The following is a 15509-nucleotide window of genomic DNA, read 5'->3' as shown; positions in this document are numbered from 1 at the left end:
CCGGACTCGAACAGTTGTAAACGCATCAATGAAAAACGCCGCGATCAACTGATCGCGGCGTCGGACTTCATACGAATCACATTGGCAGCGCTGGCCGAGCCATCGAGCCAAAAGGACAGATCGGCGTATTGCTTGAACAGGTCCGGCGGCAGAATCGTGCGCCGGGACTGCAGGGCGACCTTGGGTTTGACCTTGTGCAGGCCGGCCACACCCAGGGCCTGGTCGAACTCCGGCGCGTCATAGGCCAAGTGTTCGAAATCGTGTTCGAACCACGGCTCGCCGATGAAATCGTAGACCAGCCGCAGCACGCGCTCCGGGGCCTGGGTCAGCAAATCGTAATCGACGATCAGCAGCGAATCGGCGTGCTCGCCGTAATAGGCTTCCTTGAGCGCCGCCCAGGCAAAACCCACCAGGCGGTTGCGCTGGGCCAGGGTTTCGCAGCGGCTGTAGACGGTGTTGCGCTCGACGGCATCGCCGAACAGCTTGGTGTTTTCGTAAGGGTTGGCGCGGTAGAGCCGCTCCAGGCTGTCCATCACCCAGGCGACGTTGCGCACGCAGGCGATGACCTTGGCTTTGGGGAACAGATCGCTGATGGCCGGCAGGCGCGAACTCCACTGCCGGTTGGTGTCGAACACCACCGGTTTGTCGGCCTTGTCGGCGTAGTAGGAATCGAACAGGCCGCGCAGCAGGCGACGGCGCATGTCGGTGTCGATTACCGCGCCGAATTCGCTGCCGGCGCTGCACTGTTCAAGGACACCGGAAAACAGTGCGCCGACCGGACTGGTCATGCCGGCATGAAAGCGCGGATTCTGCAAAAGGATCGCAGAAAGGAGGGTCGAGCCCGAGCGCGGCAAGCCGGAGATAAAGTGGAACTGCTGCAATCCCTTCACCTTACTTTGTAAGTCCTTTTGTCCGACGAGCGTAGTCCAACAATACCCTTTCGACTAGTAGTGTTTTGACATCAACATAGAGCAAAACGGACTTGTTAGACCATTTCTTATCGCGAACAGTAAGGTGAAGCGTTTAAGTCATTCCCCGTTGGTACGATCGTCCTTTTCCAGAACGAAAAGTCGTGCTTTCGCCCCGCCAGCATTGGACTGCTCACGCAACTGCCAGGTCTTGGGCAGAGGCAGGAACGGGTCCGCGACTTCCGGGTCCAGGTCACCGATCAGCCAGACCCGTGAACTGTCCTTCGGCAGATCGGCGAGACGATCCAGATAAACCTCATCGGACACCAGTGTGCCGAAACCGTAATGGTTCGGACGTGTCGAGCGCCCGTCGGCGGCAGGCGGCGTATACAAGCGGATTTGCGCATCCGTGCGGTTGTAGTAGACGTAGCTCAGGTACCAGAGCATATCGCTGGTAACGATCCGGTCACCGCTGACGAAGTGATGGTTGATGTGATCGACCATGACATTGAACTGGTCATTCGGATCGACCGTGGCGTTGGTGTTCACCCCGACCATTTCGATACCGACAAACGCCACCAGCACCGCCAGCGCCCATACGCGAACGCGGCTGTACAGTCGGTCGATGGCCAGCGCCGCCAGCATCGGCAAACCCAATGCATAAGCCGTCAGATAGCGCTCGATGAACACCGGGCTGATGAACGACACCGCGAACACCAGAAACAACGGCACACCGGTATAGAGCGCCAGCAACACGCTGCCATGGTTCACGCTGCGGTCACGGGCGACAGCCACGCCCGCCAGCGCCAGCATCGCCAGCGGCATGCCGCAGAACAGCAATAGCGGAAGATGATCGCCCTCGTTCTGGATCAGCCACAGCCAGATCATCGACGGCAACGAGGACAGAGTCACCGGGTCTTCCCAGCCCACATCGCCACCGACCTTGAGTTCCTCCATGTGCTGCGTCAGATCGAGCAGGTTCGGCAGCCACGGCAGGTAGAGCGCGACAATGGCCAGATTGGCCAGCCACCAGTCCTTGCGCTGGATATGTCGCAGGCGATAGCCCGGCAACAGGCGGATCAGCCCCAGATACAGCCAGTGGCTCAGCGCCGCCAGCACCGCGAAGTAGTGGGTGTACAACGCGGCGCCCATCAGCAGCGCATAGATCACCAGATACCGTCGGCGCTGCGGGCGTCTGACCCAGCAGATCAACGCCAGGGTAGTGCCGACCAGCAGCAGGCCGAGCAGCGAGTACATGCGCACTTCCTGGCTGTAGCGCACCGCCGTCGGCAGCAGCGCCAGCAGTACCCCGGCGATGATCGCGGCGCGACGGGTCGCCAGACGATCGACCAGGCACATGCCCAGGCCGACCGTGGCGATGCCGGCCAGGGCACTGAGGCTGCGGATCGACAGGATGCCGTCGCCGAAGAACCCGATCCAGCCATGCAGCAGCATGAAGTAAAACGGCGGATGCACATCGAACGCGGCGTGCTCCCAGATGCCACTAAGCGAATAGTTCGCCAACAGCAGGCTGGAGCCTTCGTCGCCCCAGATCGCGGCGGCGGTCAGGTCATAAAACCGCACGACGGTCGCCAACAGCAGAATCGGTATCAGCCACTGCTGGCGAACCCAGCGCAGCAGACGCCGGACACCGGCATTCGGTGCGGCAAACGGGTCCTGGGTATCCCCCAGCGGAGTCTCTCGACGCGCTTCCATCAACCTTCCCTTACGGTATTCCGAGTAAAAAACAGCGCCATTCATTGCGCACACTGTAGGCCAGAGCCGAAGCCGACGCGCGGGCGCGACGACGTCCGGCAAGTCCGCCGATCCGGGTCTACGCTACGGCTTGGCGTGACCTGCCCGCGCAAATGGAAGGCGTCAGTAAAACGTTTCGACCTGCCCGGCAACACAGGCTAACGCGCGGCGCGCCAACCACATAACAGAAGGATGAGGAACCATGGAAGTCTTTATGGGTACGATTCAACCGTTCGCCTTCAACTTCGCTCCCAGTGGCTGGGCCCTGTGTAATGGACAGATTCTTTCCATTGCGCAATACAACGCGCTGTTCGCGTTGCTGGGCACTTACTACGGCGGCAACGGCACGACCAACTTTCAGTTGCCCAACCTGCAGGGCCGCGTGCCAATGGCCCAGGGCAACGGCCTGGGCCTGACGCCGCGCGTCATCGGTCAGGTGGCCGGCACGGAAAGCGTCACCGCCACCATTGCCAACATGCCCAACCACACCCACGCGATGACCGGTCTTACCGCCAACACGGCCTTGTCGCTGGCGGTACCCGCCAGCAATCCGGCGACCGTACCGACTGCCACCAATTCCTACATCGGTGCTTCCGGCGGCGGCCCCGGCTCGGCGAACATCTATTCCGACGCCCAGGGCGCCACGCCGGTGCCACTCAAAGGGGTGACCACCACCGTCACCGGCGACATTTCCTCCACCGGCGGCAGCCAGCCGCTGGGCATCATGAACCCCTTCCTGGTCCTCAACTTCAGCGTTGCTCTGAACGGTCTCTTTCCGTCGCGCAACTGAGCAATCGTCCGGGGGCCTCGCGCCCCCGGACGTTTCGTTTTTTTTCTCTGGAGTCAGACCATGCTGCAATCGGTTCAGATCGAACATCTCCAGCCGTTGCTGGGGCAACAACGCACACTGCACCTGCCGGATGGCACGGCGCTGCCGATTCAACTCGCCCACCTTGAAGAAGTCCCGTCGGCGAAAATGCGCTACAGCGAACGCATGCCCTTCTGCCTCGAATTCAACAGCCTGGAGCCGACGGAATTTGTCGACGGTCTGTGCGCACTGGAGCTGCCGGAGTTCGGCCGGGTGGAGGACATTTTCGTGTCACGGGTGCCGGCGATGGGGCGGGATCCGCAGTTGGGCTATTTCTGCATTTCCTTCAACTGAAACACCGGACTACTGCGGATACCAGACCAACCGCTCCGCCGCCGGATTGCGCTCTTCCACCGCAAACCCCAGCGCCAGATAATGCTGGCGCGCATGGGGATTGTTGGCCCAGACCACCGTCGCCACCGGGCAGCGCACTTGCTGCGCGGCCTTCTGCACACCTTGCAGCACCGTACGACCGTAACCCTTGCCCCGGGCCTGAGGGATAAAGGCGATGTACAACACGCGAATTTCGTTGGGGCCGAAATCGGTGCTCAGCGCGCCAATGGCCGTGCCGAGTTTTTCCACGACGTAGTGCATGGCATTCGGATGGTTTTCACCCATGCCCTGCTCCTGCACCTGAAACTGCTGGGCAACGATTTGCTGCACCTGTTCCTGCTCGCCGTCGATCCATTGCAGATCCGGCCGCGCCGATTGATACAGGCTTTGCAGAAAGGGGCCGTCAGTGGCCCGCGAAGGCCGCACCACCAATCCGTCCGCTGCCAGGTTTTCCGTCATCTTCATGCTCCCTAGAAACCGCTTTCCCTGACCCCCAGCGCCGCCAGCCGACGCCAGGCCACGCCGAGCACCGATTCGCCGCTGCCCTGCAGAACCACCACGCCGCGTAAAGGCTGTACCGGCGTCGGTGGCTGATCCAGCGTAGTCAATCGCGCGCCGTATTGCGCCTGCACCGGCTCAGCCCGTTGCTGTTGATCGCGGCGTACGGCAATCGGCCCGTGATGGTCGGAGGTCAGGGCTTCCTGATCGACATAGGCCACGCCGTTGGTATCAATTTCATCAAGCTTCACGGTGATCGCCGGATGCATCGGATCATCGGCGATAAACCGCCCGGTGGCCCCCGGTTTGACCCGCCACAGTTCGGCCTCGGCCACATAACCACGCAGTCGCGAGCCGTCTTCGACCACCCGGGCCAGTGCATCCTTGCTCGACAGCCAGCGGCCCGGCGTCAGGTTCGGCAATAAGTCGCGCACAGTGCCGGCATGGGGTGCCCGCAGCAGCAGGCGTTCGCGGCGGGCGGACAGGCCTCGGTATTCCGCCACGGCTTCGGCGAGGCGTTGTTCGACGATGCCGGCGTCGGCAGCGGTTTCGCTGCGGCCGGCCTGACGGCGCATCAGCAATTGTTGAATCTGGATTTCCCGGCGGACGATGGCCTGTCGCGAATCGAGGTCCGGCGACTCCAGTTCGATCAGCACGTCGCCCTGAGCGACCTTCTGGCCGTCCGCAACCTTCACCGTTTTGACCCGCGCCGCCACCGGCGCATGCAACGCACTGGCCCGACCGCCCTCAAGCATCGTCGGCAGTTCCACCGCGCTGCGCCACGGCACGATCAGCACCAGCAACAGACCAAGCACCGCCAGGCTGCTGAGCAGCACGCGCGGGCCGTGAGCCTGTTCGCGGCGGCTCCACCACTGGCGCCACTCACTCATGATCGGCAGAAAGATGAACCACACCAGTTCCACCAGCATCAGGAAAATCCCCAACACCTTGAAGAACAGGTGATAGACCGCCAGCGCGATCCCGAAAAACAACGCCGCACGCCATAACCACGAGCCATACCCCCAGATCAGCAAACGCCGCTGCATCGCCGGCGACCAAGGCTCCGGCGCCGGTGCGCCATAGCCGAACAAGAACTCACGCAGGCGCCAGCGACAAAACGCAAAGGCCCGGCCCTGAAGGTTGTCGACTTCCCACAGATCGCTGAGCAGAAAGTAGCCATCGAAACGCATGAACGGGTTGAGATTGACCACCAGCGTGGTGATCCAGGTCGCACTGGCGAGCATGAACGCCGCCGTGCGTGCCGGGCCGTCCGGCAGCAACGACCAGACCAATAATGCGATGCAGGCCAGCAGCAATTCCGCCAGCACCCCGCCGGCACCGATCAGCAGCCGCGCACGTCGGTCATTGACCCGCCAGGCATCGCTGACATCGGTATAAAACATCGGCAGCAAGACCATGAACGCCACGCCCATGCTCTGCACCCGACACCCGGCACGCTTGGCCATGAACGCATGGCCGAACTCGTGGCAGAGCTTGGCGAAGAACAGCGCCACACCGAACGAAATCGCCCCGCCGAGGCTGAACAGGTGCGGAAAGGTGCCGACAAATCGCTGCCAGTCCCGCGACACCAGAAACACCCCGAGTCCGAGGGTTGCCGGAAAACCGTAGCGCAGGATTCTCGGCCCGAAGCGCTGCAGCCACGGCCACGCCCGATTGAGAAACGCGTCCGGGCGCCACAATGGAATACGAAAGAACAGATATTGATGCAGCAAGATTTTCCACAGGCTCTGGCGTTGCGCGAGGGCCTTGAGCTGATAGCTGGCGCGTTGCTGATCGTCGAGGGCGCTGATCAGGTCATGCCCGCGCAGGAACGTCAGCAATTGCTCCAGCTCCACACCATCGAGCGGCAAGCCCGGTTCGCGGTTGGCGGCGCGCAGCACTTGCTCCGGATCGCCCAGCGACCAGTGGCGCAACAGACGCATCGCCGCCGTGCCGAGTTTGAAATAGCGCCCGCGCACCGGGTCGGCCAGGGTCCAGCGCGGCGAGCCGTCCAATGCCGGCGCTGCCGGCGACAATTGCAGGTCGGCACGCAGGCTCGGCAGGTTCATTTACAGGCCCACGCTCTGACGCAAACCGGCCAGTGGGCGGCGCAGCAGATACAGCGCCAGCGGCGCGCGGTCGCCGAAGATCTTCGCCGTGCCGCGCAGGCCGATGCGCGGCGGTGCGTCGGTAAAATTCGCATCCAGCCGATAGGCCAGTTGGCCGCCGGCGGTGGGCTGCGCTTCGTAGGCCGAACGCTCGAGTCGAGCGACATGGCGTTGCAAAGGATCGCTGTCGAGGAACAATGCAATGTCGGCGCCCGGCTCCAGCGAAATCGCGTCCCCCACCGCCAGCTCGATACGCAATTCGGCCTGGCTCGGGTCGGCGATTTCCATCAATCGCTCGCCGGTCTGCACCGGTTTGCCGGTCCAGCGCTCGGCGTCGGCGAACACCGCAATGCCGTCGCGTTCGGCGCGCACTTCGCTGCGGTTGAGCAGTTCCCGGGCGTAATCCCGTTCGGCGCGCTTTTGCTCGACGCGGGCGGCCAGCAGATCCACCCGAGAGCTGGATTCGGCATCGGCGAATGCACGTTGGGAATTAGCTTTGAGTTCGGCTTCGGCCACACCGAGCGCACGCTCGGCGACATCGGCCTGGGCCTTGAGGGTGGTACTTTCGTAGCGCAGCAGCAGATCGCCGGTCTTCACGTTCTGATTGGGTTTGACCAGAAACTCGGCGATCACCCCGTCCAGCGGCGCCGCCACCACACGCCCACCCAAGGGCACCACTTCCGCCGGGGCCAGCACCGACTGGCGCACCGGAATCAACAAACCGAGCAGCAGCACAGCGACCAGCGCCACCTGGCGTTTGCGGGTCCAGCGCAGCCGCCACGGCTTGCGCGGTTGCAAGGCCAGCCAGGCGTGGCTGTAGCTGTCGCCCAGTTGCGACAACAACACTTGTTCGGAAGGGTTCCACGGCACGTCACGGGCCAGCCACAAGCCGCCGAACACCTGGCCCTCGCGGTCGATCAGCGGCAGCCAGAACACCTGCAGCGCCGACAGACTGCGCCAGTCGCTCTGGATCGATTCGCTGACCATCTCCGGCGCGATCACCCGCGCCACCTTCAGCACATCCTGCTTGAACAACTGCGCCACGGCCTGCTCGACGAACGCCACGAACGGTGCATTCGGCTCCACCGCACTAACGCCGGTCACCGCCTGCACCTTACCGGCGATCAGTAGCGCCGCATGCCGATAACCAAATAGCGGCTGCCCGTCATTGACCAGGCTGTAGGCCAACTGCGAAGCATCACGGGCGGCGCGGGTCTGCCGTTCGAGATCGAGAAACCGCGCGAACACCTGCTCGGCGCCGCCGCTCACCGGGGCGTTCACTTGAACTCCGGAAAACGCGCGGTGCCGCTCATGCCGGCGAGCAGGCCTTTGGCTTCAGGGAGTGTGGCGACCAGCAACAGCGTCTGGCTGCCCTCATCGATCCGTGCGCCAAGGCGTTTGACCGTAGCGTCGATGGGCTGGCCGGTTTCATCGGGAACAAAACTGAAGGTCTGGCCGGGCTTGAGCTTGGCCATCCAGCGCGACGGCACCAGCAAATGGATTTCCAGGGTACGGTTGTCGACCACATCGAGCAGCGGCGCCCCGGCCGACACGCTTTCGTAGCGTTGCACCTTGCGCTCGACCACTTGCCCGTCGAACGGCGCAACCACGCTGCAACGTTTGACCTGGACTTGATAAACCTGGGATTGCGCCTGGGTCTCGCTGACCTTGGCCTCGGCCCGGGCCACTTCGAAACGCCCGACGGAATTGAGCGCCGCCAGTTGCCGGTTGTGCGCCAGCTCTTCGCCGGCGCCACGGCTGGCGGCTTGCGCGGCATTCAACTGGGCCTGATAGGCCGAACAGTCGAATTTCGCCAGGGTATCGCCCTTCTTGAACGACTCGCCCTCGCTGAACGGCAACTCGACAATCCGCCCGGACAACTCACTGGCCAACGTCGCCTGGTCCCGAGCCCGCAACACACCCCGCGCTTCGCTGCTGGCCGAGGCATTGGCGGCCCCAGCGTTATCCTGCAGCGGATCGTCTGGCACAGGCGTTTGCGCCTGAACTGCACACGTTACAAAGGTCAATCCGACAACCCAACCACGAAAACGCCGCATAACCGTTACTCCCTGACGGATGAGCGGAGTCTACGACAGCGGGGTTTAGCGTCAAGCGAAAGGCCATCATTCGAGTGCGAGAATCAACGCTGCACCATCTCCCCCACCGGATACACCGACTCCCACCCCCGCCCAACGCCCGGTACAACCCGACCATCGCCAGTGAAACGCCGGTGGAGCTTTCCACCCATTGTTCCTGGGTGGCGAGCAGTGCGCCTTGCACGGTGAGGACGTTGACGAAGTCGGCCACGCCTTCGACGTATTGCTGTTGCGCGGTGCGCAGGGCGATCTGGTTCTGGCGCACGGCTTCGGCGAGGCTGTCGCGGCGGCGCTGGCTGGCGTTGTAGGCGGTCAACTGGTCGTCGATCTCGTGCCAGGCGCGCAGCACGGTCTGTTGATAACCGATGGCGGCTTCCTGCTGCTGGGCTTCGCGCAGTTGCAGCACGCCGCGCAGGCGGCCGCCGTCGAACAGCGGCAGGCTGAATTGCGGGCCGATGCCAAAGGCGCGCGAACCCCATGAGCCGAAATCACTGAGTTGCATGGCCTGCGAGCCGAGGTTGCCGGACAGGGTGATGCGCGGATAGAAATCGCCCTTGGCCACACCGATGTTGGCGGTGGCGGCATGCAGCCGGGCTTCGGCCTGGCGAATGTCCGGGCGGCGCTCGGCCAGTTGCGACGGCAGGCCGATGGCGACTTGTGGCGGCGACTGCGGCACGGGCGCGTCTGTGGATAACTCTTTGGCCAGCGCCTGCGGCGGTTCGCCCATCAACAGGCTGATGGCGTTGATCAATTGCGCCTGACGTTGCTCCAGGGCCGGCAGTCGCGATTCGATAGCCGCCACTTGCGCGGCCGCTTCGGCCACGTCGAGATCGGTGGCCACGCCGTCGTTGAGGCGCAGTTGCGAGAGCTTCAGGCTGTGCCGCGCGACATCGAGGTTCTGCTCGGTGACCGCGCGGGTGTTCTGCACGCCGCGCAACTGGATGTAGTTCTGCGCGGTGTCCGCGAGTACCGCCAGCAGAACGCCGCGCCGGTCGTTTTCCGCCACTTCGAGGTTGGCGTCGGCAGCTTCGGTTTCCCGGCGCACACGGCCCCAGAAGTCCAGCTCCCAGGAAGCAGAGAAACCGGCATCCCACAGGTTGAAGGCGGAATCGCCGTTGTGCCCGGACGGGTCGTTCAAGCCTTCGCCGCTGTTGCGTTTTCGGGCGTAGCTGCCGGTGGCGGCGGTCGTTGGATAACGGTCGGCGGTGATCACCTGACGTGCGGCGCGGCTTTGTTGCAGGCGGCTGCTGGCCAGTTTCAGGTCGAGGTTGCTGCTCACGGCGCGTTGGGTCAGGGCGGAAAGTTGCGCGTCGTGAAAGACTTCCCACCAGTGCTCGTTCAGGGGTTCGCTGACGGCCTGGCTGGGTGCGGATTTGCCGGGCTTGGCCCAGTCGGCAATCTGCGTGGCTTCGGGCTTCTGGAAGTCCGGGCCGACGGTACAGGCTGCCAATGCCGAAAGGCTCAGGGCAATCGTCATGGACTGGACACGATTCATCGCTGCGTCACCTCACGCACCGACGTCGCCGAGCTTTTGGTATCAATGCTCGCCTCCACCGACATGCCCACCCGCAAGCGCTCGGCCAGTGGCTGGCCCGGTTCCAGCAGGATTTTCACCGGAATCCGCTGCACGACTTTGGTGAAGTTGCCGGTGGCGTTGTCCGGTTTGACGGCGGCGAAGGTCACGCCGGTGGCCGGAGCGATGCTTTCGACGCGACCGCTCAGGGCTTCGCCGCCGAGACTGTCGACCCGAACGACAACATCCTGTCCGGGTTGCACATCGGTGAGCTGGGTTTCCTGAAAGTTGGCGACCACATAGGCCTGCTTCAGCGGCACCACCGCCAGCAGCTTGCTGCCCGGCGTCACATAGGCGCCGACCCGCACGGCACGCTCGCCGATCATGCCGTCCTGGGGCGCAGTGATGCGCGTGTAGGACAGCTCGAAACTGGCGATTTCCAGTGCCGCCTGCGCCTGTTTCAGGCTGCCTTCGGCGGCATCGCGCTGCGCTGTCAGAATCTCGACCTGTTTGCGCTCCGCCGCCAGTTTGGCCGTGGCGGTGTCCAGCCGCGCAGTCGCCTGATCGATGCGAGTACGCGCCTGTTGCGCATTCTGCACGGTGCCGGCACCGACGCCGGCCAGGTGGTTGTAGCGATTCAATTCCTGCTGGGCGAAGGCCATTTCAGCCTTGGCCGAGACCACTGATGCCTGCGCCTGAGCGATCACCGAGGTCTGCCGCTCCAGGGTGGCTTTGGCGTTTTGCAATTGAGCCCGGGCAACCACGGTGTGTGCATCGGCAGCTTCGGCGGCGGCGCGCAGGTCGCGATCATCGATCAGCGCCAGCAATTGCCCGGCCTTGACCTGCTGGTTGTCTTCCACCAGCACTTCCTTGATGAACCCTGCCACACGCGGCACCACCAGAGTGAAATCGGCGGAGACGAACGCATCGTTGGTGTTCTGCTGAGTACGCTTGCCGAACAGGCCGGGCATCGCCAAATACACCAGCACGCCGACTGCCAGCGCGGCGGCCACGGCCACCGCGAGTTTTTGCTTTGCTTGAGTCGTCATAAAAAACCTTCTGTTTCAGTCAGGTCGGTGCGCGTGGCGGATAGATCCGCGTCGGCAGCCAGAAAATCAGCAGGATCAGCGCCACCGCGACGCCGGCCATGCACAGATAAAGATCCGAAGAAGTCAGCACCACCGCCTGTTCGTGCAGGCGATGGGCGAGGCCGGGGTCGTTGCTTGCGGCCAGCGGTGAGTTGCCGAGGCGATCGACCAGCATCGTCGAGTGAAAATGCAGGCGCGCCGTTGTCAGTGCCTCGATGACCCCGGTGGCGACCACGGCCGCCAGGCCTTTCACGGTGTTGAACCAGGCCGAAGCGAACGGCCCGTCCTGGGGCTGGATGCTGCCGGTCGAGAGCATCAGCAACGGCAGCACCGCCATAGGCTGACCGAAAATCTGCAGCCATTGCAGGACGTAGAAATTGTTGCGAATCCACACCGAAGTCAGCTGCGATCCGCCCAGGCAGGACAGGACCAGCATGCTCAACCCGATCCCGAGCACCCAGCGGCAATCGACCCAACGCAGATTGCACAGCGCCGCCACCAGCGGCAGCGCGATCAGTTGCGGCAACGCCGCCAGCAGCATGATTGGCGCAGTCTGCACCGGCCGGTAACCCTGCACCTGAGCCAGATAACTCGATGGAATCAGCACCACCGCCAGCAACACCACCAACACCCCGGCCAGGGTCATCAGGGCGAACGACAGGTTGCGAATGCCGAGCATCTGCAACTTGAAAAACGGAATCGGCTGCGACCACTCATGGATCAGAAACGCCACCAGCAGCAGCGAACCGGCACCGAGCAGTGCGCAGATCAGATTCGACTCAAACCAGTCCAGGCGATTGCCCTGCAACAGACCGATCACCAGCATGCAGATCGCCGGAAAGCCCAGCAGCAGACCTTTCCAGTTGAAGGTCTTGAGACGCTCCAGCCGCAGCGGGTCCTGAGGGATGCCGTACGCCACCATCGCCATGGCGATCAGGCACGGCACGATGATTTGCCAGAACGTCCATTGCCAGCCGACGTATTCGGTCCACAACCCGGCCAGCGGTGTACCGAGGCCTGGGCCAAACGTGGCGGTCAGGGCGTAACCGGCGAGGCCGTAAAGCTTGAAGTTGGGTGGCAGAAACCGCAGCGCAACGGTCATCAGCATCGGCGGCAACGCACCGCCGGCCAGGCCTTGCAGAATGCGCATCAGCAGCAGGCTTTCGTAGTTCGGGGCGAACGGACAGAGCACCCCGAGCAGGGTGAACAGGCCGATGGCACACAGGGTGAAGCGACGCAGGGAAAAGGTCACCGAGCACCACGGCGCAAACGCCATGGCCGCCACCGAGGTCGCGGTGTAGCTGGCGACCAGCCAGGTGCCTTCGTCGTAGCCGATACTCAGGGCGCCGCGAATGTCGGCCAGGGCGACCTTGGTCACCATCTCGTTGAGGCCCGACACCAGCACCGCCAGCAGCACACCGACCAGGCCGATGATGATCCGTGCCCCGAACACCGGTGGCGCGGCGGCCATCGGAGCGGCAGCGGCAATCGGCGCCGTGACCGTCAGGGATGTCATGCAGGCAAACTCCGGAGGAAGAATACCGGAGCATGGTAGTGGGGCTTAGTGCTGACGAAAATTGACTTCTTGGCAGTTTATAAGTGCATCAGACGCAATCATCAGGGCTGCGCTGCGAGCCAGGTTTCATCGCAGCAGGTCTTGAGGGTTTCCCGCAGCCAGCGGTGGGCCGGATCCTTGTCGAAACGCGGGTGCCAGGCCTGGGTCAGCATCAGGGTCGGAAGCGGAATCGGCAGGTCGAACGAGCGCAGTTTCAAACCCAGCCGTCGCACGCTGAGCAGCGCTTCCTTGGGCACCGGCAGGATCAGGTCGGAGTCCGGCAGGGCGAACATTGCCGCGTGGAAACTCGGTGCGATTACGGCCACCCGCCGCTCCAGGCCCAGCGCATTCAGCGCAGTGTCGATAGGCCCACGGGCGATGCCCCGGCGGGACATGCTGATGTGGGAAAATCCGGCGTAACGTTCAGCGGTAATTTCACCATCCAGCAGCGGATGATCCTCACGTACCAGACCGACGAAGTGGGTGGAAAACAGATTCTGTATTTTGACTTCCGGCGTCACCGGACGGGTGTTGCTGACACTCAGGTCGATCCGCCCTTCACGCAGCGCTTCATCGTCGCCGTCGCCCTCGGGGACGAAGCGCAACTCACAGTGCGGTGCCAGTTGATCGAGGGTATCGAACAGCTTGCCGCCGTACACGCCGACGAAAAAGTCGTTGGCGCGAATGCTGAAGCGTCGGCGCAACGTGCCCAGATCCACGGCATCTGCCGAGCGAAACAGCAACGCCGCCTGCTCGACCACATCGCGCACCTGCTCGCGCAGTTCCAGCGCCTTGGGCGTCGGCACCAGTCCCCGGCCGGCACGTACCAGAATCGGATCGCCGATGGCTTCGCGGATCCGTGTCAGCGTGCGGCTCATGGCCGCCGGGCTGAGGTTCATCCGCCGCGCGGCGCCGACCACGCTGCCCTCGTCGAGCAAGGCGTCGAGGGCGACCAACAGGTTCATGTCCGGGAGTTGCATGCTGAGCACTCGTGACCGATCAGGATTGATTTGCACGCAATGCTAGCAGATCAAACAATCAGCGCTGCATGCCCCAGCGCTTCACCGTCACCCGCTCCAGCGTGTCGAACACCAGATTCTCCACCAGCAGACCGATGAGGATCACCACCGCCAGACCGGCAAAAACCTTGTCGGTGTACAGCTCGTTGCGGTTCTGGAAGATGTACCAGCCCAGGCCACCCTTGCCGCTGGTGGCGCCGAACACCAGTTCGGCGGCGATCAGGGTGCGCCAGGCGAAGGCCCAGCCGATTTTCAGCCCGGCGAGGATCGACGGCAGCGCCGCCGGAATCAGGATGAACAACACGAAGCGCATGCCCTTCAAGCCGTAATTGCGCCCGGCCATGCGCAGGGTTTCCGAGACGCCGAGGAACCCGGCGTAAGTGTTCAGCGCCAGCGCCCACAGCACCGAATGCACCAGCACGAAAATCAGGCTGTTCTGGCCCAGTCCGAACCACAGCAACGCCAGCGGCAACAACGCAATCGCCGGCAGCGGGTTGAACATCGAGGTCAGGGTACTCAGCAAGTCCCGGCCGAATTGGGTCGAGACCGCCAGCGTGGTCAGGGCAAACGCCAGGACGATGCCGATCAGGTAACCCTTGAGCAACACCACCAGCGAGATCCACACCTTGCCCAGCAATTCACCGCTGAGCAGGCCGTCATACAGTGCATGACTGGTCTGCAAAAAGCTCGGCAGCAGCAGATCGTTGTTCTGCACCCGGGCGACCACTTCCCAGAGCACTGCAAGCAGAATCAGGATCAGGCTTTTGCGCAACCAACCCTGTTGCCACAGGCGCTGGCCCAGCGGCAGTTCGCGCTCCACCGGCACGCTGGTCAGCGGTTGCAGATCGTTTTCGAATTCTTGACGTACGGATGATGAATGGCTCATCGGGCAATCCTCCGGGTGGCTCAATAAGCGATGCGAATGTCGTTGAAATCGTGCTCGCGCTCGCTTTCCGGCGACTGCCCTTCATCGAACAACAAGCGGTGAATACGCCGCGCCGATTCCTGAAACGCCACGCCGCCAAGGCTGTGCAGATCGTATTGATGACTGTGCACTTCCGCCCTCACCCGGCCCGGATGCGGCGACAGCAACAGGATGCGATTGCCCACCACCAGCGCTTCTTCAATCGAGTGGGTGACGAACAGCAGGGTGAAACGCACCTCCTCCCAGAGCAGCAGCAACTCCTCCTGCATCTTGCGCCGGGTCAGGGCGTCCAGCGCGGCGAACGGCTCGTCCATCAGCAGGATTTTCGGCTGCATCGCCAGCGCTCGGGCGATCGCCACCCGCGCCTTCATGCCGCCGGACAAGGTGTGCGGATAAGCATCGGCGAACGCCGCCAGACCGACCTTTTCCAGATAGTGCAGCGCACGCTCTTCGGCTTCCTTTTTCTTCAGCGTGCGCGAAGCCAGCAGCGGAAACATCACATTCTGTTTAACGGTTTTCCAAGGCGGCAGTTGATCGAATTCCTGGAACACCACGATCCGGTCCGGCCCCGGCGCGTCGACTCGCTGACCTTGCAGACGGATCTCACCCTCGCACGGCGCAATGAACCCGGCGACGGCTTTGAGCAAGGTGGATTTACCGCAGCCGGACGGACCGAGCAGCACAAAACGATCCTGTTGATCGACTTCGAAACTGACCTGATGGGTGGCGCGCACGACGCGCTGCGGCGTGCGGTATTCGAGGCTGACCTGATCGACCGCCAGCAGCGCCTGCGCCGTGGCGATCGGGTTGCTGGCCGCGTGGCCTTGCAAAGGGGCGTTCATC

General features: G+C 63.2%; 13 protein-coding genes and 1 pseudogene. 2 read left to right on the top strand and 12 right to left on the bottom strand.

What is annotated here, in order from left to right:
* Window positions 1-44: 44 nt before the first annotated feature.
* Complete coding sequence (locus tag R1A29_RS00195) at window positions 45-890, bottom strand: sulfotransferase family protein (RefSeq protein WP_085712623.1); 846 nt, start codon at window positions 888-890, stop codon at window positions 45-47.
* A gap of 138 nt (window positions 891-1028) precedes the next feature.
* Entirely contained in the window at window positions 1029-2624 is a 1596-nt protein-coding gene (locus tag R1A29_RS00190) for a glycosyltransferase family 39 protein (protein ID WP_438300317.1), read from the bottom strand.
* Between the two features lie 241 nt (window positions 2625-2865).
* On the opposite strand from R1A29_RS00190, the gene R1A29_RS00185 reads away from it, so the two are divergent.
* The gene (locus R1A29_RS00185; protein ID WP_085733413.1) at window positions 2866-3453 is read left to right on the top strand and encodes a phage tail protein; all 588 of its coding nucleotides are present in this window, start codon (window positions 2866-2868) and stop codon (window positions 3451-3453) included.
* 60 nt (window positions 3454-3513) lie between these two features.
* On the top strand, window positions 3514-3825 hold the full coding sequence (locus tag R1A29_RS00180; RefSeq protein WP_248738721.1) for a DUF6916 family protein: 312 nt from the start codon (window positions 3514-3516) through the stop codon (window positions 3823-3825).
* Window positions 3826-3834: 9 nt separating this feature from the next.
* On the opposite strand, the gene R1A29_RS00175 is transcribed toward R1A29_RS00180, so the two are convergent.
* The 10 genes and pseudogenes from R1A29_RS00175 to R1A29_RS00130 all read right to left on the bottom strand — a co-directional run bounded on the left by R1A29_RS00175 (window position 3835) and on the right by R1A29_RS00130 (window position 15508).
* Complete coding sequence (locus R1A29_RS00175) at window positions 3835-4323, bottom strand: GNAT family N-acetyltransferase (protein WP_438300316.1); 489 nt, start codon at window positions 4321-4323, stop codon at window positions 3835-3837.
* A gap of 11 nt (window positions 4324-4334) precedes the next feature.
* The gene (locus R1A29_RS00170; protein ID WP_438300315.1) at window positions 4335-6431 is read right to left on the bottom strand and encodes an HlyD family efflux transporter periplasmic adaptor subunit; all 2097 of its coding nucleotides are present in this window, start codon (window positions 6429-6431) and stop codon (window positions 4335-4337) included.
* Entirely contained in the window at window positions 6432-7751 is a 1320-nt protein-coding gene (locus R1A29_RS00165) for an efflux RND transporter periplasmic adaptor subunit (RefSeq protein ID WP_438300314.1), read from the bottom strand.
* Window positions 7748-8527 (bottom strand): efflux RND transporter periplasmic adaptor subunit, encoded by a 780-nt coding sequence (locus R1A29_RS00160; RefSeq protein ID WP_438300313.1) that lies wholly within the window; start codon window positions 8525-8527, stop codon window positions 7748-7750. The genes R1A29_RS00165 and R1A29_RS00160 overlap by 4 nt, the downstream gene beginning before the upstream one ends.
* An 83-nt stretch (window positions 8528-8610) precedes the next feature.
* Window positions 8611-10061 (bottom strand): annotated as a pseudogene (locus tag R1A29_RS00155) (efflux transporter outer membrane subunit).
* Window positions 10058-11128, bottom strand: a complete 1071-nt coding sequence (locus tag R1A29_RS00150; protein ID WP_085733425.1) for an HlyD family secretion protein — start codon at window positions 11126-11128, stop codon at window positions 10058-10060. The pseudogene R1A29_RS00155 and the gene R1A29_RS00150 overlap by 4 nt, the downstream one beginning before the upstream one ends.
* Before the next feature lie 19 nt (window positions 11129-11147).
* A complete protein-coding gene (locus R1A29_RS00145) occupies window positions 11148-12683 on the bottom strand; it encodes an MFS transporter (RefSeq protein ID WP_438300312.1) in 1536 nt (511 codons plus the stop codon).
* A 101-nt stretch (window positions 12684-12784) separates the two neighbouring features.
* Window positions 12785-13702 (bottom strand): LysR family transcriptional regulator, encoded by a 918-nt coding sequence (locus R1A29_RS00140; protein WP_438300311.1) that lies wholly within the window; start codon window positions 13700-13702, stop codon window positions 12785-12787.
* Window positions 13703-13760: 58 nt separating this feature from the next.
* Window positions 13761-14627 carry an ABC transporter permease gene (locus R1A29_RS00135; protein WP_438300310.1) on the bottom strand — a complete coding sequence of 289 codons (867 nt, stop codon included), beginning with the start codon at window positions 14625-14627 and terminating at the stop codon, window positions 13761-13763.
* 20 nt (window positions 14628-14647) lie between these two features.
* Window positions 14648-15508 (bottom strand): ABC transporter ATP-binding protein, encoded by an 861-nt coding sequence (locus R1A29_RS00130; RefSeq protein WP_438300309.1) that lies wholly within the window; start codon window positions 15506-15508, stop codon window positions 14648-14650.
* Window position 15509 lies beyond the last annotated feature (1 nt).

Origin of the sequence: Pseudomonas sp. NMS19W (assembly GCF_051554255.1) — a bacterium.
Taxonomy (GTDB): Bacteria; Pseudomonadota; Gammaproteobacteria; order Pseudomonadales; family Pseudomonadaceae; genus Aquipseudomonas; species Aquipseudomonas kribbensis.
Note: the sequence above shows the minus strand (reverse complement) of the source record. Positions and strands in the feature narration are given on the sequence as shown.

Coding starts and splice junctions, on each gene's coding strand:
- R1A29_RS00190 (WP_438300317.1), bottom strand. CDS start 2,624: ATGGAAGCGCGTCGAGAGACTCCGCTGGGGGATACCCAGGACCCGTTT.
- R1A29_RS00185 (WP_085733413.1), top strand. CDS start 2,866: ATGGAAGTCTTTATGGGTACGATTCAACCGTTCGCCTTCAACTTCGCT.
- R1A29_RS00180 (WP_248738721.1), top strand. CDS start 3,514: ATGCTGCAATCGGTTCAGATCGAACATCTCCAGCCGTTGCTGGGGCAA.
- R1A29_RS00175 (WP_438300316.1), bottom strand. CDS start 4,323: ATGACGGAAAACCTGGCAGCGGACGGATTGGTGGTGCGGCCTTCGCGG.
- R1A29_RS00170 (WP_438300315.1), bottom strand. CDS start 6,431: ATGAACCTGCCGAGCCTGCGTGCCGACCTGCAATTGTCGCCGGCAGCG.
- R1A29_RS00160 (WP_438300313.1), bottom strand. CDS start 8,527: ATGCGGCGTTTTCGTGGTTGGGTTGTCGGATTGACCTTTGTAACGTGT.
- R1A29_RS00150 (WP_085733425.1), bottom strand. CDS start 11,128: ATGACGACTCAAGCAAAGCAAAAACTCGCGGTGGCCGTGGCCGCCGCG.
- R1A29_RS00145 (WP_438300312.1), bottom strand. CDS start 12,683: ATGACATCCCTGACGGTCACGGCGCCGATTGCCGCTGCCGCTCCGATG.
- R1A29_RS00140 (WP_438300311.1), bottom strand. CDS start 13,702: ATGCAACTCCCGGACATGAACCTGTTGGTCGCCCTCGACGCCTTGCTC.
- R1A29_RS00135 (WP_438300310.1), bottom strand. CDS start 14,627: ATGAGCCATTCATCATCCGTACGTCAAGAATTCGAAAACGATCTGCAA.
- R1A29_RS00130 (WP_438300309.1), bottom strand. CDS start 15,508: ATGAACGCCCCTTTGCAAGGCCACGCGGCCAGCAACCCGATCGCCACG.